The organism is Ruegeria sp. BF12, from assembly GCF_056538705.1.
The window spans coordinates 1-23,697 of record NZ_JBQFTP010000028.1 but is presented as its reverse complement, the minus strand read 5'-3'; the positions used below and the strand labels follow the sequence as shown (position 1 = coordinate 23,697).

Genomic DNA, 23,697 nt, shown 5'->3' with positions numbered 1-23,697 from the left:
AATTAGAAATTAAAGAACAAAATATGCTGGTGAACTTATGGCGCGAGAGGTAAAATTCTTTTTACCTTCAGACAAAATGCTTTGGGTTATTGGTGAGAAATACCGCAGATGGGCACAAAGGCCGGCGGTGCGAAGCAAATCCCAAAGATCACATTTTCTTACGCGCCGTCGCACCGTGCCATGACAGCAAGTGTTCGCCAAACGATACGTGCTTCCAGAGCCATGCTGGAATTGGCGATATAATAAAGGTCGGCCTGAACTTTTTGCCGCGTGGCATCTGTACCTTCGACATAACCCAACTCAACTTGTGCCCAACCCGTGATTCCGGGGCGTACACTGTGGCGCGCTTGGTAGCCTGGGACGTTGGACAGATAGTCTCGGGCATGTTCAATATAGTCCGGCCGCGGACCAACCAAACTCAGTTCACCCTTTAAGACATTGAGAACTTGAGGTAATTCATCGATGCGTGTTTTTCTCAGAATTCGGCCCAGCGGAGTGATTCTGTCTTCCTCCAACGGGCAATCTGCTGTGCGCTTGATCCGTTCTACCGGGCGCATAGAGCGAAACTTGTAAGCTGTGAAAGGCACACAGTCCCGCCCCATCCGCTCTTGCGAAAAGATAAGCGGACCCTTGTTCCAAAGAGGGTTCAGGATCAACAAAACTGCACTGCACAAAACTGCTAGAGGGACCAGGAAAAGAACGCTGACCACCAAGTCAAACACGCGTTTCGCGACTTGAAAAATGAGCTTTGATGTTACGTTCGAAGTATGTGCTGAGACAGGGGATTTCGGAGCTTCCGAGTCAGGAAAACCAAAGTCAAACATAACAGCTCGAATACCTTACAAATCTTACCGTTCAAATTTTGAACAAATTTACCCCGTGTTAATCCTCTAGTAATGTTGCCGCGATCCCGTCAAGCGCAAAACTTAAAGTGCAGTTAAAATTTGTTCGGTCGACCGGGATTAATCGAGCGACGATCGAAATTGTCTATTTACATAACATCCGAATTTGTAATCGTGACGTGTTCCAGGACAAAAAATTCGAGCTTAAGTTAATAAGCTTAAAGAAGAACATAACATTTGTTGATCAACCCTTACTAACTACCACACCGACCCGATAGCGGGAAAAAGGCACCTCCTGAGCGTATTTGCTTGTTCGATTTCGGCACTGACAACTCTTTCGTTGACATGTGCCTTCTCAAATACAAGCGCGGTCATATTGGCCTGAATTCTGAAGTTGATTGTCCGCAGAAACGTAGCGCCTTGGCGTTCTTCATCAAAGTCAACAAACAGCAGCCAGAAACCAACGAGAAAAACAAGTTCGATTTACTGCCGCCTGCCTTGAAGGACAGGCGGCTAAATTGGCGAGAGCTCAGGTTATGGTTGTATAAATTTTCAGATATTGGTTATTTGATTTTTTCCAATTGAATGAAGAAATGGGAATCAAAACACTTTTGAATCCACGCTGTGCCCGAGGTTCAAGACTCACAAACTACAAATGAAAAGAACAGCGAGGGCGACAGCTCGGACGAAACCTTTCGGGTATCTGCCGAGCCGCCCGAAGCTGTTCAGCGCGATGCGTCAAGCAGTGAAGTGACCCGCTCAATCACCTCATCCTGCTGATCGTTCGTCATATCGCTCCCAGATGGCAGGCAGATGCCGGTGGCGAACAGACGTTCGTCGACACCCGTTCCATGATAGGGTGTACCGACGTAAAGCGGCTGCATGTGCATTGGCTTCCAAAGCGGTCGGGCCTCAATCTCATCTTCCAGCAGCATCAGGCGGATGTCTTCACGCGTAACGCCGGTCTGCGTCGGGTCGATGGTCAAGGCTGTGAGCCAGCGGGTTGATTGGAGCCCGTCGGCTTGGGGCATGAAGTTAATACCCGGGCGAGCGAGCGCCGTCTTGTAGCGTTTAAAAATCTCTCGGCGTCGCGCAACTCGGTCATCGAGAACTTGCATCTGCCCCAGCCCAATGGCCGCACAGATGTTAGACATCCGATAGTTATAACCATAGGTAGAATGCTCGTAATGCGGGGCCGCATCTCGGGCCTGAGTGGCAAGGAAGCGCGCCTGATCAGCCCAGTCCTTGTGGCGCGTAACCATCATGCCGCCGCCCGAAGTAGTGATGATCTTGTTCCCATTGAAGGACAAGATCGCAGCATCTCCACCAGTTCCAGCCTTGCGGCCGTTTATGTACTCCGCACCAAGGCTTTCGGCGCTGTCGACAATGAGGCGGACACCATATTGGGCGGCGAGACTTTCCAGTGCATCGAGGTCAACGGACTGGCCATAAAGATCTGTAGGCACAATTGCCTTGGGCAGACGGTTCTCAGTGGCAGCGCGGGTAAGTTCATCAGCCAACAGAGCGGCGTCGATGGTCCAGCTTGTGGGGTCGAGATCAAAGAAGCGCGGTTTGGCACCAAGGTAATTCACCGGGAAGATGCCACCCGCAAAGGTCATCGAGGAAACCCAGACCTCATCACCCGGACCAACGCCGGCAATGCGCAGGGATAAATGCAGGGCGGCGGATCCTGAAGACAATCCAACACAATGGACGTCAGCGCCAAGGTACTCTCGCACCGAGTCCTCGAATGCGTCGAGTTGCGGGCCGAGCGGCGCTACGAAGTTTGATGCAAAGGCTTCGGCAACGCGATCTTGCTCGTGGCCGGACATATGCGGGCGGGAAAGGTATATACGCATGAATTAAGCCTTGATGAGGGGTTTGGCCGGATTGCCGACGACGGTGACGCCGGGCGGAACATCGCGTGTGACAACTGCACCCATGCCAACGGTAGCGCCAGCGCCAATCATTAGTGGCTTATCGGGCGTACCCTGGCGAATGATCGCTCCGGTGCCAATATACGCGTTGTCGCCGATGTGGACGTTTCCATTGCACTTCACCCCTGGCGCGAAAGTGACGAAATCACCGATTACGCAATCATGCGCGACATATGAATATATGTTCGCGTGAAAATGGCGTCCGATTTTGACGTTTGAAGTGATGCTCGAGAAACCGCACAAAACCAGCCCCTCCTCAATGCGCACCTCATCTAAAACGCAGCTGGCCGCTGCCCGAACATCTAAGATCGTCAAACCAGCATCGGTGCATTTCTTTGCGAGCTTTTGTCGGACGCCCCCATCTCCGATTGCTATCGTGATCGCACGGCTGTCCGCCGGGTATTCCAAAAACTGAGCAAATGACAAGCATTGATGGCCGTTAGTGTTGTCGTTGTCAGCATCGTCTACGAATACACATTCTGCATTGGGATCGTGACCGACCTGTTGGCGCAAAAGCGGCATTACTTCACGGCCAAAGCCACTGGCGCCGTAAACCCCGTACAAATTCACTATTATTCTCCCGTGAACCTTGGCATCGTCGCTTCACCCGCCGCTGAAATCCCTTCACGTTTCACAACTTTTCGGATCGTCAGCCAGATGATCTTCAAATCAAGCTTGAGGTTGCGGTTGTCGACATACCAGACATCCAACGCAAATTTCTCGTCCCACGAAATCGCATTTCGGCCGTTTATCTGTGCCCAGCCCGTTACGCCCGGGCGCACCTCGTGACGGCGGGCTTGTTCTTTGCTGTAAAGCGGCAGGTATTCCACCAGCAGCGGACGTGGCCCGACGAGGCTCATGTCGCCCTTCAGCACGTTCCACAGTTCCGGGAGTTCGTCGAGCGAACTGGATCGCAGGAAACGACCCAATCGCGTCAGCCGTTCAGAGTCGGGCAAAGGATTTCCGTTCGCGTCGATTGCATCGCGCATCGTGCGGAATTTGATCATCTGAAAGGGCTTACCGCCGAGGCCAGGGCGCGTTTGTCGAAAAAAAACCGGAGCACCCATCTGCCGCCGGACCATCAGCGAAACGATGATCAGGACGGGCGACAGAACCAATAGCCCCACACCTGCGCCAACAACATCCAAGACGCGCTTTTGCAATTAATAAACTCCTACCAATCCAAACGGTTCATAAACCCAATCGACGCCTTTCTGCGTGATCTTTCGGTGAACTTCAATCACGGGCGTTCCTCTGCGCCCCCTTTCAGCAAAAAAGGCTCCGGAATGAATCCCTTTGCAACTCATGCCCGCTCCATCCACGGTCCAGCGACCGATGCACACCCTGTTACACCGCAGGATTCCACCGACTTGCCGATGGTTGCCATCGCTCTCTATGTCGAGACAGGTGGAGCGATTGTGATCGACACTGTGGCGGGCGAAACCCGCACAATAACCGTCGCCGACTTCTCGTTTCTCCCATTGGGGATAAAGCGCGTCCATGCCACCGGTACGACGGCGCAAGGTATCCATGCACTGGTGCTCGCATGAAAACCATTTGTGACCTTTCCCTGACCAGCGCGCCGCGGCGTTCGCGCCTGTGGTCACCATCTGAGTTGTTCGTTGATGGCGCGCAGGGTGCCTGGTTTGATCCATCTGATTTGACGACGCTCTTTCAGGATGCCGCCGGCACCACACCGGTCACGGCAACAGGCCAACCGGTGGGAAGAATGTTGGACAAGTCCGGAAACGGACACCACGCCGTGCAAACCTCATCAGCGGCGCGGCCCATCTATCGACACGTCAATGGGCGCCATTGGTTGGAATTTGATGGGATCGGTGCCTGGATGGTACTGGCGGCACCGGTCGACATAGATACAGGACAGATAGTTGCTGGGCTGGTGGAACCGGATAGTGCTTCGCCACGCTCCATCCTTCTTTCCGGTGCAACGTCTGGGTATATTGTAATCGCCGGAAGCGGTGCCTCACGGTCGCTCGCAAAAAACGATGGCGGCACGATCATTCCTGTCGACACACCGGGTTACTTTCCGATGACCGACCACAAAGCAATTTCAATCCGCGTGGACGGTAACAAAATCAGTGCAAGTCGCAAAGCCGGCGGAACCGAGTATACCAATGCGACCCCGGCAGCGGCGAACCTGAACGCCGCGCACGTGCTGATGGCTTTTTCACCCGCTGGTGAACTTCCTGCACGGATTGACCTGTTCGGCTTGTTGCTGTTCTCGACGTGGCTTGAGCCCGGCGATCTGAAAAAATGCCTGGCAAATGTTGATGCAAGGATTTCGCCGCCTGCCGGTCCTGTTTGAGTATCGAGCCTAAATTGGGGTTGGGCTTGTCACAGCCCCATCGCTTCCATCATGTGTGCGTTCACTTTTCTCACATCATACTTTTCTTCAGCGATCCTTCGAGATTGTGCGCCCATTTGAGCTATTGCACCGGGGTCGCCTACAAACTTGCTCATGGCCTCAGCCAGTGCCTCAGCATTACGGACCGGCACAAGAAACCCGTTTACCCCTTGCTCAACCGTCTCACGACATCCTGGCGCATCGGTCGTAACAATGGGTCTTCCCATCGACATTGCTTCGAGGATCGTGCGTGGCGTACCCTCGCGGTAGAAACTCGGCAAGACATAGACATGGGCGGATGAAATCGCAGGACGCACGTCTGACAAGCTGCCATGCCAGTGCAATAGTCCGTCAGCGTGCCATTGTGTCACGGTGGTTTCAGGCAAACCGTTCGGGCTTGGATCAATAGGGCCGACAAGATGAAATTCGGCCGGAATATTACCGTCCTTGAACCTCCTTGCCACTTCAGCAAACTCACGAATTCCCTTGTCACCAAGCAGCCGCGCAATCAGGAGAAACCTCGTCGGGTATTCAGGGAAATCCGCAACAGAGAAATCTTTGGTATCGACACCCGAACCGTTCACGACGCGGGGTGCCAGTTGAACCGGAAGCAACCCCCTGTCCGAGAACTCAGCCGCATCATCAGGGTTTTGAAAAATTACTCCAGACGCGCCACGCAAAGAAACGCGATACAAAACTTGCAGCAGGCGCTGAAGAAATGCTCTCGCGCCTTTAGCGTTTTCGGTAAACGCATAGCCAAGCCCCGTAATGAGCGCAAAGAAACACGGGACACGCGCTAGGCGGGCCGCAATCCCGCCCCAAACAACCGGCTTGATCGTGTAGGCCAGAACGGTATGTGGTTTGACGGTTCTGAAAAGGTGAACCAGTGCCAGCAATGTCCGGAGATCCGACACAGGATTCATCCCGACCCGCTTCAATGGAATGTCATGCGGAGACGCCCCAAGTTCCCGCAAACGTTGGCTGATTTGTGGATCGCCATCAATACCGGGCGCGGCAACGTGAACATCATGCCCAGCCGAGGCCAAGTCCTGAATGAGATGGCCTCGAAATTTAACTAGCGATTCAGCGAGGCCAGCAACAACAAGGATACGCTTTTGGGTCATAGCCTGATGTCCGCCTCATTTTGTTCAAGCACGTATTTCAGGTCGAAGATCACATGGGCTCCCGGAACACCCAAAGCGCGCAATCCTTCTTCACCCAACTCCTTGAAACGATCGTGGGCAACAGCAATCACAATCGCATCATATGAATGCGCTTCCGGCTGATCGATCAGTTGAATTCCGTACTCATGTTCTGCTTCCGTATGATCTACCCAGGGATCGTACACGTCGACGTCCGCCCCGAATTCGGACAATTCACTAACGACGTCGACAACTCGTGTGTTTCTGATGTCAGGGCAGTTTTCTTTGAAGGTCAATCCCATCACAAGGACACGGGCTCCTTGCATATGAATACGGCGGCGGCTTAACTCTTTTGCCAACCGTGCCGCAACGTATTCGCCCATACTGTCATTCAGACGACGTCCGGCCAGAATAATCTGCGGGTGGTATCCAATCGATTCCGCTTTGTGGGTAAGGTAATAGGGATCAACACCGATACAGTGACCGCCAACCAATCCCGGGCGAAATGGCAGGAAATTCCACTTTGTACCCGCAGCCTTCAGCACGGCCTCGGTGTCAATGTCCATCTTGTTGAAGATCACCGCCAGTTCGTTGATCAATGCAATGTTCAAATCACGCTGGGTGTTTTCGATTACCTTGGCAGCCTCGGCAACTCGGATCGACGGTGCCTTATGTGTTCCGGCTGTGACAATGGATGAATACAGCTCATCGATTTCATCAGCGGTCTCCGGCGTCGAGCCGGCAGTGACCTTGGTGATGGTGGTCAGGCGGTGGAGTTTGTCACCGGGGTTGATCCGTTCAGGGCTGTAGCCAGCAAAGAAATCTCTATTGAACGTCAGGCCGGACACACGTTCGAGTATAGGAACGCAGTCCTCTTCAGTGGCGCCCGGGTAGACTGTCGACTCGTAAATGACGATATCCCCTTTTTTCAGCGCCTTGCCCACGGTTTCCGAGGCTTTCAACAATGGGGTGAGGTCTGGACGGCGATCACTGTCGATAGGTGTCGGAACGGTCACAATAAAAATCTGGCATTTTGCCAATTCGTCTATGTCCGACGAAAAGCTCAGGTGCGCTGCGCTGGACAGTTCATCGGCTTCAACCTCAAGAGTGGAATCCTTGCCAGACTGCAACTCAGCAATACGTGCTGAATTGATGTCAAAACCTACGACTGGGCGGTGCTTACCGAATTCAAACGCCAGAGGCAGTCCGACATAGCCAAGTCCGATTACGGCAATTTTTTTGGGTTCTGGGTTATTCATATGAGTTCTCGTATTTTAAGGTTGTTTGAAAACCATATTTGAGAGGGTCGTATCTGATCTGGTGAACGATCCCTGATCAGGTCAGGCGGGCTCCAGCAAAGAGGTGCATTCTTCATTCCGCAACCACGCCTGAAACATCAAGATGTCCCAAATGTAGTAGTGCGCATTCGACACTCCTGATTTGTGTCGGGACCAAAGGTCAGTAATGGTTTTTTCGTCAAAAAAACCATCATTGCGCAGTGCCGACGGATTCAACAGATCTTCCGCCCATTCGGCGAGGGGACCGCGCAGCCATTCAGCCAGCGGAATTCCGAAGCCCATCTTGGGACGTTCGATCAGCTTACGGTCAACGTATTTGTACAGAATGTTTCTCAAAGGCCATTTCGACTGCCCATTGTGCGTTTTCCACGCGACCGGGAACCGCTGTGCGAATTCGACGACTCGGTGATCCAGAAACGGTACGCGTGCCTCAAGGCTCACAGCCATGCTGGCGCGATCCACCTTGGTCAAAATGTCGTCCGGCAAGTAGGTCTTGAGATCCGCATACATCATCTGGTCACGCATGTCTTTGCGGTCTGGCCAATCGTCGCGCCGATCAAAGAGAGTTTTGGGTTCCTCTCCGTCCAGAACGACCGAATTCGGATCCTTAAAATGCGACACGAGATGCAAGTAAAATCGCTCATGATCAGTCAGGCGAAGAACTTCCGCCAGTTTATGTGCCCTGTCCCCCGCGCCAAGATAACGGATGCGTCTGGGCAGGTTTGAAAACACAGAGTCGATGGAGCCTGATGGGATACGAAGAACTGTTTTTGAGATCGCATGCCTTGCCGGTTTGGGAAGAAGCTTGAGCTTGTTCCAGACATTATAGCCCATGTTATAGCGGTTGTAGCCGCAGAAAAGCTCATCCCCTGCGTCGCCTGAGAGGGCAACTATGACCTGTTCGCGGGCAATTTTGGACACGAAATAAGTTGGAATTTGCGAGGAGTCCGCAAAGGGCTCGTCCCACATTTTGGGCAGAGATGGTATCGCGTCCTGGGCGTCCTTGAATGAGAAATAGTGCTCGGTGTGATCGGTTTGCAAGTGAGCTGCAACCTCTTTGGCAAAAACCGCTTCGTTGAACCCGGCCTCTTCGAACCCGATCGAAAAGGTCTTGATTGGCTTGTTGGCTTGCGCCTGCATCAGGCTGACAATCAGGCTGGAATCGATGCCGCCAGACAAAAACGCCCCCAGAGGAACGTCAGCCATCATTCTGATTCCTACGGCATCCAATAACAGCTTCTCCAACTCGTCGCTGGCGCTTTCGGCATCCCCCTGCAGTTGGTTTTGGGCACCACTGTCAAAGGCGTCTTCAAGGCTCCAGTAGGGAACGGGCTCGGGTAAGTCAGCGGTGATATCGCTGATGGTCACACAGTGGGCCGATGCCAGCTTGTAGATACCTTCATAAATCGAATGCGGTGCTGGCACGCAGTTATGCCGGAGATAAAGCGCCAGAACGTCACGATTAACCCGACCTTCCCAACCCGGTACCGCTTTCAAGGCTTTCAGTTCCGAGCCAAATACAAAGGCGTTTCCAACTTTTCCGTAGTAGAGTGGTTTTTCGCCCATACGGTCCCTCGCAAGGTGAAGTTGGCGAAGTTTACGGTCCCAAATCGCAATTGCGAACATGCCGTTCAATCGACGAAGCATTCCTTCAAGGCCCCAGGCGTCCAGAGCGGACACGATCGTTTCAGTATCCGAATGGCCGTTCCAACCTGCATCGGCACTGATTTCCTCAATCTCTTTCCGGATATCCAGGTGGTTGTATATTTCACCATTGAACACAACCACATAGCGGCCAGAGGCGCTATGCATTGGCTGCCTGCCAGCTTCTGAAAGATCGATAATGGCAAGCCGTCTATGTGCCAGTGCAATTGCCGGGTCGTTATCGTGCCATACATCACCGGAATCCGGCCCGCGATGCACGATCAGATTTGACATGTTTCGTGCAACGGTCGCGATTTCTGTCCTCGGCGTTTTCGCCCAGATACCTGCAATTCCACACATTTCAAATTTCCTTAAGAAGCGCCGTGTACAGCGTGCGGTAGTGATCTGTTATGTTTTTCAGGGAGAATTCACCTGAAATTCTGTCGCGTGCCTTGCTGCCCAAGCCGGTTCTTTCAAAAGCAGGCATGTTCAGGAGTTCCAAAACGGCCTCGGCAAATGCGGTGGGGTTCGCGGATGGTACGATCTTCCCGCAAGACCCAATGACGCGCGATGCGTCGCCAACATCGGTGCTTACGCAAGGAACACCGCATAGCATTGCCTCACCTATGACGTTTGGAAAGCCCTCTCCCCAGCGGGACGTCAAGCAGGACAAGTCAAACGCTGGCATAACATCAGGAATATCAGAACGCTGGCCAAGCAGATGCACTCTGTCCATCTGCATCCGCTCGAAAAATGGCGCGATTTCTCGGTTATCTGCAGTCAGCTCACGCCCGACAATTACGACGTGAACTTTCTTGTCACGGTCTAGGATTTCGGTGCATGCCTTCAATAAAACCGGAATATCCTTCATTGGGTGATATCGACCAACATAGCCGACAATAGGGGCCTCTTCCGGAATTCCCAGTTCCCGTCGCAACTCCTTACGGGCCATTGGGTTCGGTTTCCACTTTTCGGGCGAAAACCCGTTAGACAGAACCAGACTACGGTCACTAAATCCGAACTGCTCGTGTTGGTCCCGTGAAAGTTCGCTGTTGTATACGATCTTGGACGGGCGACGAGACAAAAACCGGTTCGCGCGAATTACCAGTTGAGTGCCCCTTTTTTCACGGCCAAGGTCGTACAAGCTCTGACGGATATTCCAAATCGTCTTTGTTTTTCCGGCCACCAATTCGGACATCAAATTGCCGTGGTACATCCAACCTTGGATCAGGTCAGGCCGGATTGATCGAACCAGTTTTCGCGCAGTGACCAAGCTTCTGAAACTTGGCTTGCCAGGGTTCATCCCTAGTGTGTGAACTTCTACGCCTTTCGCTTGCAACAGTGGCCCGTAGTGCCCGAGGTCCATTAGCGAAATAACCAGATTGTCAAAATCATGGCGCAGCTCACCTGTGAGAAGAGTGTGCAAAAATCGCTCAGCTCCGCCCACGTTCAGACCGGTAGTTATGTGCAAAATACGGGGTTTAACCATTAAACTTTCCTGCCTTAAGCGACCTTGGGATCCATTAACCCTTGGGGAAGAGCAGCGAAAGCCACTGGTGCGAAACATGTTCGATTGAATAGCGCTCGCGGACAGCGGTTGCGTTTGCGGAAATTTTCGTAAGAAGATCAGCGTCGCTCAGTAGTTCGTCAATTGCAGATTTCATTCTGGCGACATGGTTGTCGTCAGGCAGGATTATTCCATTTTCCCGATTTTGTATAAGTTGACGGGGGCCAGCAGCGATATCAAAGCATATCGCTGGCAGTTTATAAGACATTGCCTCAAGGACAGCGTTCGGAAACCCTTCGAAGGACGAGGGAAAGGCGAATACGTCGGCTTGACTGTACCAAGCCCCGGGGTTGTCCATATGCCCAAGAAGAAAAACCCTGTCTGCAACGGAAAGCTGTCTGCTCAATTCCTCCAGATCTCTTCGTTCAGGTCCTTCTCCAAGGATAACGAGGATGCTATCTGGAAATTTGTCCGCCAGATCAGCAAAGGCGCGAATTAAAACATCGTGTCGTTTGGAAGCGATTAGCCTTCCCGAGCTTAGAATAACCTTCCTGCCATCGACCAGAGTCTGGTGATCCGCTTCCAGTTCGGATGCTCCGGGAAGCGGGTAGCTGACCGGGTTGGGAATGACGACAACATTGCTGCTAGGGCAATTGTCAGACAGCCAGCTTTCTGCTTCGCTTGTCTGCGCGACAACCGCATCAGAGAAACGATACAACCACCTTCTTAGTGTCGAAAAAACTCTGCCGGTCTCTTTAAGGCGTGCCGGAGGGAAACTTCGTTCTGAAACAAAAATTGGGTATTTCGTGCCGGCACCCGCCAGAAGACTGGCGACATTCACGTCCGTTAGAAATGACACAATCGCGTCGGGTGAAAACTCCTTGAAAATGCGGCGCAAAGCAAAAATTCTGACAAGCTTATTGCGGTTCCCTGCGACCTGATCGGCCAGGTGGACAACTGTAATGTCGTCCCTGAGATCATAACCTTGCGAGGTGCGCACAGATGCAATCGCAACAATCATGACTTTCGCACCAAGTTTGGCCCAGTGGTTGCAAAGCAGAGAGGCAACGCGTTCTGCACCGCCACCGCCAATTGAACTGAGGCAAAAGACGATCTTGCGCCCCTCTAGGTTCTGTGGATCTTTCAAACCAGTTTCCATTACTGAAGAATTTTCTTTCTTTTGGCGACCACCCACAAAAACGGGTGCACCGCGGCAACTGTTAATGATGTCGCGGTCGCGGCCCCGATCAGACCAAAGCTCGGTATTAGGGTGAGGTTCAGTAGAATGTTCATCCCAGCAGCGACCCAAAGTACTCGGGAAACCAGCTTTTCCTGTCGGCTCATGCTGAGCAAAATACCGAGGGGCCCAAAGCTTGCGTTCACGCAATACCCGGCACTCAGAAGAACCAAAGGGACATAGGCCGCGGCGAAGGGTTCTCCGAAGAACAGCGTCAGCAACTCATCGCCAAATACAGTGATGATCGAAAACAGAACCAACGCCACTGACCCGGACAGAATACGAAAACGGCGGAACTCTGAACTCAGTTTATCCCGCAGATGCGGTTCATTTAGTTGGGCAAAGATCGGGGCACCAATCAGTTGGGCGATTTGCAAACCAAAGGTGATTAGTACTGCGGCTTGTGAGGCAACGCGATAAAACCCGACCTCGGACGTGGGGACAAACCAAGCCAGCATTAGAATATCTGCGTAAGAGTTCAGAACGGCTGCGGCGCCGATCAGGGAAAAAGGCAAGGTGTCTCGCAGCAGGCTTTTCCACTCCACCCGTTGGCCGCCGGACATTCCCTCATTCGGAAACGGACGCCTCAATTCATTTTGTGCGATCAAAAACACGGCGAGTGTCACGAAGGCATACAGGTAGATTACGGTTTGGGCCGAAAGTGTGTCAGGCTGAACGAAATAGACTGCACTTACCCCCAAAAGCACCAGCGCTGGCAATAGAACAGTTTCAAGGAATAGAGACGTCGAAACCTTTTTTAATCCCCGCAAAACACCAGTCGATAAACGCAACACGGATGTCAGGATGAGTAGCACCAAAGCACCCAGGAATACGGGCCCGCCGGAGACTATCCGAAACTCGGGCCAAGACAAATAGACTGCCAAAAACACAGCAACGGCAAAAGCTGATGTTGCCAAGACTACTCTGATCGCAACCTTGTAAGTTGTCCAAGCAAGGCCCCACCCCTGTTTGCCGGTGAGGACCGCGATTTCCCGCGTCAAAAACACCGGCAGGCCTATACAGACGAAAATCGCTGCGACGCTTACAAACGTGTAGTTGACAGAAAAAATGCCGAAATTCTCTGGCCCCAACAGCCGGGCCAAAACCATCGAGAGCACCAAAGCCGCAACGCGGCTTAGGACTTGCACACAGGCATTGGAAAAAACAACAGATGTAAACGCCCTGAATCGTTCAGGAATGAATATCGTCAACACTTACTTTCAGGACTCGTTTAAAAGGGTAAATCGGTTGTACCGGGCGGATGTGACAGGGTCTTTGCACTCAAGCTCGCTGCGGAACAAGTACGTCACGCTATCGGGTATGTTTGTCGTGGTGCGGACCAATGTCGTTGTGGATTTTTCGATAGTTTTCTGGCGAGGAGCATGGCCGGAGCCCCGAAGCCCATTCATACGGATTCCAGCCAAATTTTGTAAGCCTTGACGCACAAGCCCTCTTAGCCACAAGCGTCGCAATCCCATTGCAATCATTGCCCTTCTCCCTTCATTGGTTCAGCGACGCCATTTCAATTTGGCCACCAGCCATACCAGGAACAGTGTGGCGATAAGAGCAAAGTTCCGTGTCACAATGTGCTCTGGTTGAGTATAAAGAACCCCAAAAATTGCAACCTTTAATGAGATATACGAGGTCAAAGTAGCCCTTATTCCTTTGGGCTCTATGCGATCCAGGAACCTTTGCAGTTTGCGAAGAACAAATCCCCATACCACTCCGGTCAAAGGCACACCAATGACGCCAAGTTGGTAGTACCCGAGAGACAGCAGATCGACGGGAATGCCCCCTGTAACTCCAACCGTCCCTCTCTCGGATCCAACGACCAGATAGGTGTTCTGCGCGCTCACCAGCGGAAAATAGTCCGCGTAAAACGAGGAAGGCAGAAGGTATACCGGCAAGAAAAGAAAATCTCGGAAAAAATAATACTGAACTTCAGCAGCATTAATTATTGAAACGAACGACGCAAAGGGGAACGAAAACTCATTGAAGAAGAAGAGTGAGATGGATTCGCTGCTCTTGACTTCGAAATACGCGCTAAGAAAGAACGCAAGCAGGACCACCCCTGCCATCAATATCATCCCCCGAACAATCAAACCAACTGCGCTGCTGTTCGCGTACAATGCACGCGCAAGTACGAGGGATAGAATGAAAACCAAAAAGTCCAGACGCCCGAACAACGTGTAGTAGACATAAGCAGAAAACACGGCTGATATCAGGAAACCAATTGTTCTTTCAGTGCTTTTTTGCTGCAACAGCAACCCGAAAAACAGAAATGTTGCCATCGCCGAGAACAGCCCAAATGGCTGAAGAAAGGAGAATGGATTAACAGTTTGGCTAAGCCCAGATCGTATAGCAAGCGCGGCAGCGTCTTGGGTAAGCGCCCAAAGGCCCCCATGCGCCCGGCTATACAGAACCTGCGCTACGACGGCGACACCGAGCAACACCCAGGCCAACACGCTCGATCTTATTTGAAGCGCTTTGTATTGCTTCCTTTTCCCGAGTGAGATGTGCCAGCCAAAAATAATACCCAACACCAACATCAGAGCGAGAAGGGTGTGCAGCGGCCAAATTCCCTGCGTCCCTTCGAGCCACGGTTCCCAGTAATATCCATCTATCGTTCCGAACGAGAATATTACACTGGCCCAGCCAATTCCGTAGGTTCCGGCTATGGCCAGCAACGTCCAATCCAGCAAACTGGTGACATTTCGCCTGATCGCGCGTTGCGCCACGTAGAGTGAAACGAATGCCGCAAAGGCAATCGCCAAGAAAAAAGCGAGTATCGCCATTATCGTTCCTGAATGCGCGTCAACCGATCAAATGTAACGGCCAGTTCAGCAGCCCCGAAACTGGGCGACCGAATTGGCCCTATGGCGGCGTCTATACTTTCTCGGGGTGGTAGTATTCCATGTACCAATCGGTGAACTTTTTGACGCCGACGCGATAGTCGGTTTCGGGGCGATACCCGGTCAATTGCTGCAAAACAGAGGCATCCGCCCAAGTCGCAGGCACATCGCCGGTTTGCATTGGCATGTATTTTCGGATGGCTTTTTTATCCAGGGCATTTTCGATGGCCTCGATATAGTCCAGCAGGCGAACCTTCTCTGAGTTGCCAATGTTCACTACTCGGAACGGTGCTGCCGAAGACAAGTTGTCTCCTTTGACGGCGGTTTCCGGACCACCAGGGACCGCATCAATCAACAGCCGAATTCCACGCACGAGATCCGTTACATAAGTAAAGTCCCGCCACATTTCTCCGTTGTTGTAAATGTCAATTGGCGTGTCTTCCAAGATGCCTTTGGTGAACTTGAACAAGGCCATATCGGGGCGTCCCCAAGGGCCGTAAACCGTAAAGAAGCGGAACATTGTCGTCGGCAAATCGTAGATATGAGCATAAGAATGCCCCATCGACTCGTTTGCCTTTTTGGTTGCCGCATAAATTGTCAGTTGCGTGTCGGCTTTCTGTGTCTCTGAGAACGGCATCTCGGTGTTCGCGCCATAGGCAGAACTGGTTGATGCCATCAGCAGATGCTGGACCGGGACGGCGCGCGCCGCCTCCATTATGTTGAACGTCCCGACAATGTTTGCGTCAATATAAGCACGCGGGTTTTCAAGGCTGTATCGTACGCCAGCCTGGGCGGCGAGATGGACGATTACGTCCGGTTGCGCCGATGCGACCGCTGCTTGCACAGCGTCATTGTCTTCAAGCATCGCTTGGGTGAATGAAAAGTTGGGATGCTGGCGCAGCATCTCAATCCGGCGCTCTTTTAAGCGCACATCGTAATAGTCGGTCATGCCGTCGAAGCCGGCGACAGCCCACCCTTCCTGCAATAGCAGTTCTGCAAGGTGAAAACCGATGAATCCACCGGTTCCAGTGATGAAAGCTGTTCTCAACGTCCTACTCCCTCATAGGCCTTGAAACCGGCCTTTAGTGCCGATTCTCGATCATAAATATTGCGTAAGTCGGCCATGGTCGGTTCCGCCATCCCATCAGCCAATCGTTTCAGATCCAGCGCACGAAATGCGTTCCATTCCGTAAGAATCATAACAATGTCGGCCCCGGAACAGGCGACGTAGGGATCTTCGATCCACTCCACTTTGGGCAAAAGTGCTTCGCCTTCTTTTCGACCATGAGGGTCGACCACACGCACCTGTGCACCGCTTCCGATCAATGCTGGCACCACCGTCAATGACGGGGCGTCGCGCATATCGTCGGTCTCGGGTTTGAAAGTGACGCCCAATACGGCAACGATCTTACCATTGACCGATCCGCCGCACAGATCGGTCACCTTGTCGATCATCCGTCGTTTGGTCGCTTCGTTAACGGAGATTACGGACTCAACGATGCGTTGCGGTACGCTATGTTCCTGCCCGATCCTGGTTAGTGCCGTGGTGTCTTTGGGAAAGCAGGACCCGCCATAGCCAGGCCCTGCATGCAGAAACCTGTTACCAATTCGGCCATCCAAACCCATGCCCTTGGCCACTGATTTTACGTCTGCGCCGACCCGTTCACACAGCGCTGCAATCTCGTTGATGAAGCTGATCTTGGTCGCAAGGAACGCGTTGGCTGCATATTTGATCATCTCAGCTGATTCCAAATCAGTATAGACAATCGGAAAATCGCGCAGATATAGGGGCCGATAAATCTTGCCCATCACGGACTTTGCCCGGTCACTTTCAACACCCACCACCACACGATCGGGTTTCATGAAATCATCGATCGCTGCACCTTCACGGAGGAACTCGGGGTTTGAGGCAACGTCGAATTCAGCGTTCGGATTTGCGGCGGATACCACCTCCGCCACTTTGCGGTTTGTGCCTACAGGCACCGTAGATTTTGTCACTATGACGGTGTAACCGGTCAGCGCGTTCGCAACGTCTTCGGCTGCGGCCATCACATAGCTCAGATCCGCGTGCCCTTCGCCTCTTCGGGTTGGCGTGCCGACTGCAATGAAGACCGCATCCGCGCCATCAACGGCCTCGGCCAAATCGGTTGTAAAGCGCAAGCGTCCAGCCTCGACATTGCGTTCCAGGACCGCTTCGAGACCGGGCTCGTAGATCGGCACCTCGCCTCGTTCAAGTTTCTCAATCTTATCGGCCATTTTGTCGACGCAGACGACCTCGTGGCCAAAATCGGAAAAACACAAACCCGAGACGAGCCCTACATATCCGGTCCCGATCATTGCAATCTTCATAAGTTGAATATCCCTTAATTCGGATGCCGGAATTGATCCCGAAATTTTACTAGGCACCAACGTGCCAGACAGTTTGGTATCATATGGAATTCCGGCAAGAGCCCTTTATTGATCGCGGCAAGCAGCACTTAGTGCGTCCCCCAAGCTAACGCCGACTTCTAGGACCCATTCGCGATGCGGTGTTCGCGGGTCGCCCGGAAAATGGTCAAGCGCGCAGAAACATGTGTGTCTCTGTAGCATGTCGCGTCCGCGGGCCATGTCGGGATTGTCTCAGGTTACCACACAAGGGCTAACCGTAGGGTGCCTTGTTGGATGAAAATTGAAAGTGTTGGTACTGTCCTCATTACTCAGCACGAGCGTTAACAAATGCTGCACGTGCACACAAGTCGCGACCTGAGCCGTTTGCGCTTTTCGCGGGCGGTCCCTGAAGGTGAGGCGGCACAGGGGTTTGACGGAGTTCATGGGCGGCCCGCTCATGCCTTAGTGGGGGCGGTCAAATTACATGCGGTGTGCCCCCACACATAAATGAGATTTGGCGAGCCTTTTGTGCTCACAAAACTTCCCCGTCAAACCCTAAATGTTAGAACCAGACCGTTTGCCGAAATCGATTGGCAGGAACTGCAATACATGTCGGTGAGCACTCGCATGGCGCACAAAAGGTTGGCCACCCCGCGAAACGGCTCCGGGAGTTTCAACCCAGGTTGTTTCACCGCGCAGCTACAATGAGAGCTGTCTGAGATTGGCGAAGCATCTGTGTCAGAGTCTGGCTTACCAAGTTAGGCCGGGCGTCTTTTTCTCGACTATTTCTCGCATGCGCCGGACTGTTCCTGGATCGGTGCCTTCGGGAAGGTTGTCAAAGCCGAAATAACCGACTTCGGCAATCTCCATACTTACCGTTTTGTCCGGCAGAGTTCCTTTGACTTCGCAACAATATACCAGCAAGTGATCCCGCTTACTTACACCCAGGTTGTTGAACACGCCGTAGAAAACGGGCTTTCCGGATACACTAAGCCCAGTCTCTTGATACAATTCGCGCCTCAGGGCATCCTCGGTTGTTTCACCCTTTTCGACACCACCGCCAGGGAAGTGCCAGCCCGGAATGTAGGTGTGGCGCACCAACAAGAATTCACCATCATTCGACCGAACAATCGCGCGCGCGCCAAGGGTCATGCCGCGGACTATCAGGAAATAGGCATGAAGTACTCGTATGAACAGACGGCGCCATAACCCCCCATCTTTTTTTGACGTCGATGTCATGCGGGCATTCCAACCAGGTCCGCCGCAGTATTCGTGGTTGTTGTTTTAAGACGACCCTGCGTTGCGCCCCACAACAGATCAGAAATCCCGTTGCCCATCGGCGCGTATTCCACTGGCAGCTCATGTAGAATTGTGATGATCTCCGGCAAGTCGAAAGTTTCGCAAGCCCGCATGAGCCGATCTAAAACGGCCATCAATTGATCCATTGGAAGCGATACTTCCGAAGCCGTCATGATCCGAGGATGCTGCGTGGGTGACGGATTGTTTCCGATCAGAAGTTCTTCAAAGAGCTTTTCACCCTTTCTCAGCCCCGTCACGCAAACTGGAATATCGCCTTTTTCCGGATCGAAGTGATCCGGGTGATCAGCCAAATACGGCTTCAAACCGTGAAGCTTCACCATACTCATGGCCAGATCGAGAATTCTTACAGGTTCGCCCATGTCGAGAACGAAGACATCGCCTCCTTTTCCCATCGCGCCTGCTTGTATCACAAGTTGCGATGCTTCGGGAATTGTCATGAAGTATCGGTTGATGTCCCTGTGTGTGACCGTCACCGGCCCTCCGGACTCGATCTGTGCTCGGAAGCGTGGGATGACCGAACCGGATGATCCCAAAACGTTGCCGAACCGCACCATGGAAAACACTGTGCCCGTCGCCTGTTGCGCATGAGCCTGGCAGATCAATTCGGCAATTCGTTTGGTCGCACCCATGACATTCGTTGGACGAACGGCCTTGTCAGTCGAGATCAGAATAAAGTTCTCAACACCCTGCTTCTGAGCGGCCGAAGCAATTGCAAGCGTACCAAATACGTTGTTCCGAATGCCCTCGACGATGTTTTCCTCGACCAGGGGCACATGTTTGTAGGCAGCAGCGTGGTAGATGGTCTGGACGCCAAACGCCTCAATCGCCGCCTCAAGACGGCGATTATGCTGAACGGAACCCAAAACTGAAACGACCTCAACGGGCAATTTCAGGCGGGCAACAGCGGCTGACAGTTCGGATTCAATCGTATAAAGCGCGAACTCGGAAACTTCGTAAAGTACAAGCTTGGTTGGCTTTTGATTCAGGATTTGGCGGCAAAGCTCGCTTCCAATCGAACCTCCGGCTCCGGACACCATGACAACGCGATCCGCGACGTTCTTCGCAAGCATTTCCGGATCAGGCGCCACAGGATCGCGGCCCAGCAAATCCTCTGCAGAGACCGTCCGCAGTTCGGAAATATTGGCTTTACCGCTGATGATCTCCGACATTCCGGGAATTGTTTTGATCTCAAGCTGCAGATTCTCAAGGTCGTTGACAATTTCCCGGCGATGCGCGCGGCTCAATCCCGGCATTGCCAGCAATACCACGCGCGTGCCGGTTGCCTGCACCAAATCCGGGATCCGATCTGGTGCGTAGACTCTCAATCCACCTACAACCAGATTTCGCAGGTTAGGGTCATCGTCCACCAAAGCGATCGGAGCATAGTCGTACCCGTGATACAGCGAATTCAACAACTGTAGCCCTGCTTCTCCTGCGCCATAAATGATTACGGGTCGTTTGTTCGCATGATTGGGAGTGCGAAAAAAGGTTCGGGCAATGAAACGCAGCCCTCCGACAGACAGAAAGATGAAAACGGCGAAAATAAAAGGGACCGATCTGGGAATTCCCGCATCAAACAAAAGGCCCGCGCCATACAAAGCAATCGCTGCAATCACAGCGCCTTCGCCAACTATGATGAGAATTTTTCCGGTGAGGAAACGGATCAGAGCCCGATAAAGCCCCAAAAACCGAAAGGCTACCAGCGCAAAAAGGACTGAGGTTAGGACGGCCGCCCAAACATCTTTCTGGATCAGGAAATCTGTGCTCTCGAGCCTAAATAGCATTGCACCCAGAAATGATGAGACAATCAGAATTGCATCCATAGAAAGCTGCAATGCAATTTTTCTGCGCCGGCTCAACGTCGAAAGATGGCTTGTGTAATTTGACAACGAAAAGTCCTTAAATCAATTTGGAGTTGCGCCAAATCGCCCGGCCCAAGGCAGCAAGCCAGGCCGACCAACGCGGTTTCGCTAGCCGATTGTTTTGGGTGCGCGCCAATGTGACCTGAGTCAGAGGGTCAGCCGCAGACTGTTTAGATCTCATTCAAGGGCATGCATTTTGCGAGTGAAGTGACTTGTTATGCTGCTTCATATTTCGATTTGGAAGAATTCAGATCGAAATGGAGTATTATTCTGAGACACGCGTTTCTTCTGTTTGGCTGAGTAAATTGATAAGCTGACCTCCCCGCAGAAGCTGCCCGGCATCGGACCTGTGTCGCAGATTTTTAACGGTGCTTAGATGAAGCATATGCAAATGTTAAGAGTAAACGGGTTCCTGAGGATCAAACCAACAAGACTAACGGAAAGACCGTGGTTTTTATGTTGCCTAACCGCCCAAGAAAGCTGTCGCAACAAAGCTTTGGTCGCCCGCGATATGAGTGAATCTCGGCGACAACCGTCACGAAAAAAAAGCATAGTTTTATGCGTTTCTCACATCGGCGTGATCCTGTTTTAACGGTGCGTCCTGATGGCCAGTCGAGACCTTTATTTGTTCAAGAAAGTGATGTAGGGAGCGCCGATCGCAGCGGTTCGCGTGTGCGTTTCATCTGGGAATTTTAGTTTGATATGAACCAATCGCCAATTCATGACGGACATTTCAAGTCGAGAAACAGTTCGAACCGCGCTCCAAACCCTGTTCCAGTTTCCGATCCTCCCGAGGACGACACACTGGATCTGGGTGCCGCGGTTGCCACACTTTGGCGCGGCAAATGGATCATAGCTGTTACGACCGCAGTAGCGATATTTATTGGCGCGCTTTATGCGTTTGTCGCGACCGTTCCGCTGTACCGGTCTACGGCCGTGGTTATTTTGGAGACCGATCAGGCAAGCGTTGTTGATCTGCAAAGCGTGGTTGGGGGCTTGGCGGGCGACACAGCCGAAGTCAACTCCGAGCTTGAGGTGCTCAAATCACGCGGCCTGATGGGCAAAGTGGTAGACAAACTTGAGTTGGTTTTGGACCCCGAGTTCAATACTGCGCTACAGCCTCCATCTGCGGTCGACGGGGCAAAAGCGTTTGTCAAATCCATGCTGGGCGTCGGCCAAACACCTGCACAGCTCCCGGAGGAACTGGCCGAGCAGGTGACTCGGGACCGGGTAATTTCGAATTTGTCGCGCAAAGTTTCGGTTCGGAACGTGCGCCAAAGCCTTGTTTTCGAGGTAACGGCTGAAACGGAATCGGCGCTAAAATCCGCCTTGATCGCAGACACTATTGTCGAGCTATACGTTCTGAACCAGATCGAAGTGAAATTCGAAGCAACAGAGCAGGCAACTGCGTGGCTGACTGGACGTGTGACTGAGTTGCAGGTCGAGTTGGAGACGGCCGAGGCGAAGGTCAACGAGTTCAACGCGACCACGGCATTGATTTCGCCGGAAGCGCTTCAGCTTCAGGAAATCCAGCTGAAGGATTTACGCGAACGCAGCGTGGCTGCCGAGTCAACCCGCGATACGGCGCAGGAACGCTATGATATCCTGCAGGCAGCTGGCACCCGCCCGGAACAAGCCGAGGCCAGCAATGATCCGCAAATCGAACGTCTTTTTTCCAGTATCGACCAGAACGGTTCGGGCGAGGTTGATTTTGACATTGCCTTTCAGCGCCTGATTGCACGTACTGCGCTTGAGGCACGGCGCGCGACACAACAGGTAAATGCCTTGTCGCTGTCAGCCGAAGAGTTGGGCAAACAGATTGCACAGCAGAGTTCGGATCTTATCATGCTACAGCAGTTAGGGCGTGAAGCCGAAGCTGTTCGGCTGCTCTACGAGTATTTTCTGGCGCGACTGAAAGAGACTTCGGCACAGGAAGGCATCCAGAAAGCGGATAGCCGGCAATTGTCGAACGCGGTTATCCCAAGCACTCCATCGGAGCCGCGCAAGTCTAGAATTCTCGCGCTGTCAGCGATCCTGGGCATTGTGCTGGGCGCGGGTATCGTTTTGCTGGTTGAAGCGCGGCACAAAGGGTACCGGTCCGCAAAAGATCTGGAGCGCAAAACCGGCTACAGTGTTCTGGGTCAAATTCCGGTATTTCCCAGCCGCGGGCGTCGCAAAGTTCTGGAGTATCTCGCTTCCAAACCGTCCTCCGCTACGGCTGAGGCTGTGCGAAACCTGCGCACCTCGCTGATGCTTTCCAATGTGGACCGCCCGCCGCAGGTCATAGTGATGACGTCGTCGTTGCCGGCGGAAGGCAAGACGACGAATTCGCTGGCATTGGCGCAGAACTTTGTGGGCATCGGCAAGAAGGTTCTGTTGGTGGAAGGCGACATTCGTCGCCTCACGATGACAGAGCAACTGAAAGGCGTTCCAAAGAAGGGGATCGTGTCGGTTCTGGCTGGGGACGCTACGCCGCAGGACGCGATTTTCCAGGACCCGCTGCTGGGGTGTGACATTCTCGCAGGTGAGAGGACATCAGCCAATGCCGCGGACCTGTTTGCCTCGGAGCGGTTCCGGCAGTTCTTGGAAGAAATGCGCGGTCAGTATGACATCATCCTGATTGATACGCCTCCAACCCTATTGGTCTCTGACGCGCGTCTGATTGCGCGCAATGCGGACGCCGTGTTGCTAACAATCAAGTGGAACGACACATCCGAACAGGATGTGGCCGAAGCCATGCGCCTATTCCATAACGATAATCAGCGATTGACTGGCCTTGTGTTGGGTCAAATCAACACCCGCACTGCCAGACAATATGGCTATTCCTACGGCAGTTACGCGAACAATTACTATAACAACTAAACGCTCTAGCCGATGTACAAAAAAATAGCGCACCACTGAGGTGCGCTTTTTTGTTTCTAAGCAATCAGATTTAGTTCGTGCCGACCGTGCTTGTGGTGCTGTTTGTCGAACCACCACCTGCTGCCGCTGCAACACCCACAGCTGCCGCTGCAACACCAAGCGCCGGAGCGACAAGGGGAACAAACCCAGTCACACCGGCTGCCGCCGCACCACCAGCTGCGGCTCCGGCTCCACCTGCACCAGCGCCACCGCCCGCACCGCCTTGGGTTGCAGCCGTGGCTCCTGCATCCTGGGCAAACGCACCTGTCGCGGAAAGGGCCAAAACCAGAAGGGTCATTCTGATCATTTTGAATCTCCAAGATTAAATCTTGACCGGACGCTATCACATCCGATGTGAGCTGAGAATGCCGCCATCGCAAAAAAATCGGTAAAACTGCTGCGAAATCCGTGTTTTTCAACCGG

19 protein-coding genes are annotated in these 23,697 nt (G+C 52.8%); 3 read left to right on the top strand and 16 right to left on the bottom strand.

The features are described 5' to 3' along the window. Positions 1-158: 158 nt before the first annotated feature. The 4 genes from ACR0J0_RS23055 to ACR0J0_RS23040 all read right to left on the bottom strand — a co-directional run bounded on the left by ACR0J0_RS23055 (position 159) and on the right by ACR0J0_RS23040 (position 3,942). Positions 159-824, bottom strand: a complete 666-nt coding sequence (locus ACR0J0_RS23055) for a sugar transferase (RefSeq protein ID WP_480666321.1) — start codon at positions 822-824, stop codon at positions 159-161. Positions 825-1,567: 743 nt separating this feature from the next. Next, entirely contained in the window at positions 1,568-2,701 is a 1,134-nt protein-coding gene (locus tag ACR0J0_RS23050; RefSeq protein WP_480666320.1) for a DegT/DnrJ/EryC1/StrS family aminotransferase, read from the bottom strand. A 3-nt stretch (positions 2,702-2,704) separates the two neighbouring features. After that, the gene (locus tag ACR0J0_RS23045) at positions 2,705-3,349 is read right to left on the bottom strand and encodes an acetyltransferase (protein ID WP_480666319.1); all 645 of its coding nucleotides are present in this window, start codon (positions 3,347-3,349) and stop codon (positions 2,705-2,707) included. Positions 3,350-3,351: 2 nt separating this feature from the next. Continuing rightward, positions 3,352-3,942: a sugar transferase gene (locus tag ACR0J0_RS23040; protein WP_480666318.1), complete on the bottom strand. Its 591-nt coding sequence runs from the start codon at positions 3,940-3,942 to the stop codon at positions 3,352-3,354. A 123-nt stretch (positions 3,943-4,065) separates the two neighbouring features. Between ACR0J0_RS23040 and ACR0J0_RS23035 the strand changes: the two genes are divergently transcribed. Together ACR0J0_RS23035 and ACR0J0_RS23030 are read left to right on the top strand one after the other, a co-directional pair. Continuing rightward, positions 4,066-4,329, top strand: a complete 264-nt coding sequence (locus tag ACR0J0_RS23035) for a spike base protein, RCAP_Rcc01079 family (protein WP_480666317.1) — start codon at positions 4,066-4,068, stop codon at positions 4,327-4,329. Further along, the gene (locus tag ACR0J0_RS23030) at positions 4,326-5,105 is read left to right on the top strand and encodes a hypothetical protein (protein ID WP_480666316.1); all 780 of its coding nucleotides are present in this window, start codon (positions 4,326-4,328) and stop codon (positions 5,103-5,105) included. The genes ACR0J0_RS23035 and ACR0J0_RS23030 overlap by 4 nt, the downstream gene beginning before the upstream one ends. Positions 5,106-5,134: 29 nt before the next feature. On the opposite strand, the gene ACR0J0_RS23025 is transcribed toward ACR0J0_RS23030, so the two are convergent. From ACR0J0_RS23025 to ACR0J0_RS22975, 11 genes are all read right to left on the bottom strand, one after another. After that, complete coding sequence (locus ACR0J0_RS23025; RefSeq protein WP_480666315.1) at positions 5,135-6,268, bottom strand: glycosyltransferase family 4 protein; 1,134 nt, start codon at positions 6,266-6,268, stop codon at positions 5,135-5,137. Further along, on the bottom strand, positions 6,265-7,545 hold the full coding sequence (tviB, locus tag ACR0J0_RS23020) for a Vi polysaccharide biosynthesis UDP-N-acetylglucosamine C-6 dehydrogenase TviB (RefSeq protein ID WP_480666314.1): 1,281 nt from the start codon (positions 7,543-7,545) through the stop codon (positions 6,265-6,267). Before tviB ends, ACR0J0_RS23025 begins: the two co-directional genes overlap by 4 nt. 81 nt (positions 7,546-7,626) lie before the next feature. Continuing rightward, positions 7,627-9,588: an asparagine synthase (glutamine-hydrolyzing) gene (gene asnB, locus ACR0J0_RS23015; protein WP_480666313.1), complete on the bottom strand. Its 1,962-nt coding sequence runs from the start codon at positions 9,586-9,588 to the stop codon at positions 7,627-7,629. Position 9,589: 1 nt separating this feature from the next. After that, entirely contained in the window at positions 9,590-10,675 is a 1,086-nt protein-coding gene (locus ACR0J0_RS23010) for a glycosyltransferase (protein ID WP_480666312.1), read from the bottom strand. Positions 10,676-10,751: 76 nt separating this feature from the next. Then, entirely contained in the window at positions 10,752-11,882 is a 1,131-nt protein-coding gene (locus ACR0J0_RS23005) for a glycosyltransferase family 4 protein (protein ID WP_480666311.1), read from the bottom strand. Positions 11,883-11,893: 11 nt separating this feature from the next. Continuing rightward, a complete protein-coding gene (locus ACR0J0_RS23000) occupies positions 11,894-13,186 on the bottom strand; it encodes a flippase (protein ID WP_480666310.1) in 1,293 nt (430 codons plus the stop codon). Positions 13,187-13,480: 294 nt separating this feature from the next. Next, positions 13,481-14,767, bottom strand: coding sequence for a hypothetical protein (locus ACR0J0_RS22995; RefSeq protein WP_480666309.1), 1,287 nt, complete (start codon positions 14,765-14,767; stop codon positions 13,481-13,483). A 91-nt stretch (positions 14,768-14,858) separates the two neighbouring features. Beyond that, complete coding sequence (locus tag ACR0J0_RS22990; RefSeq protein ID WP_480666308.1) at positions 14,859-15,872, bottom strand: SDR family NAD(P)-dependent oxidoreductase; 1,014 nt, start codon at positions 15,870-15,872, stop codon at positions 14,859-14,861. Next, on the bottom strand, positions 15,869-17,173 hold the full coding sequence (locus tag ACR0J0_RS22985) for a UDP-glucose dehydrogenase family protein (RefSeq protein WP_480666307.1): 1,305 nt from the start codon (positions 17,171-17,173) through the stop codon (positions 15,869-15,871). Before ACR0J0_RS22985 ends, ACR0J0_RS22990 begins: the two co-directional genes overlap by 4 nt. Positions 17,174-17,941: 768 nt before the next feature. Continuing rightward, positions 17,942-18,430 (bottom strand): NUDIX domain-containing protein, encoded by a 489-nt coding sequence (locus ACR0J0_RS22980; RefSeq protein ID WP_480666306.1) that lies wholly within the window; start codon positions 18,428-18,430, stop codon positions 17,942-17,944. Beyond that, the gene (locus tag ACR0J0_RS22975) at positions 18,427-20,334 is read right to left on the bottom strand and encodes a polysaccharide biosynthesis protein (RefSeq protein ID WP_480666305.1); all 1,908 of its coding nucleotides are present in this window, start codon (positions 20,332-20,334) and stop codon (positions 18,427-18,429) included. The genes ACR0J0_RS22980 and ACR0J0_RS22975 overlap by 4 nt, the downstream gene beginning before the upstream one ends. Positions 20,335-21,075: 741 nt before the next feature. Here ACR0J0_RS22975 and ACR0J0_RS22970 point away from each other — a divergent pair. Continuing rightward, on the top strand, positions 21,076-23,235 hold the full coding sequence (locus ACR0J0_RS22970) for a polysaccharide biosynthesis tyrosine autokinase (protein ID WP_480666304.1): 2,160 nt from the start codon (positions 21,076-21,078) through the stop codon (positions 23,233-23,235). 70 nt (positions 23,236-23,305) lie between these two features. Here ACR0J0_RS22970 and ACR0J0_RS22965 read toward each other — a convergent pair whose 3' ends face one another. Next, positions 23,306-23,581 carry a hypothetical protein gene (locus tag ACR0J0_RS22965; RefSeq protein WP_480666303.1) on the bottom strand — a complete coding sequence of 92 codons (276 nt, stop codon included), beginning with the start codon at positions 23,579-23,581 and terminating at the stop codon, positions 23,306-23,308. Between the last annotated feature and the right edge of the window lie 116 nt (positions 23,582-23,697).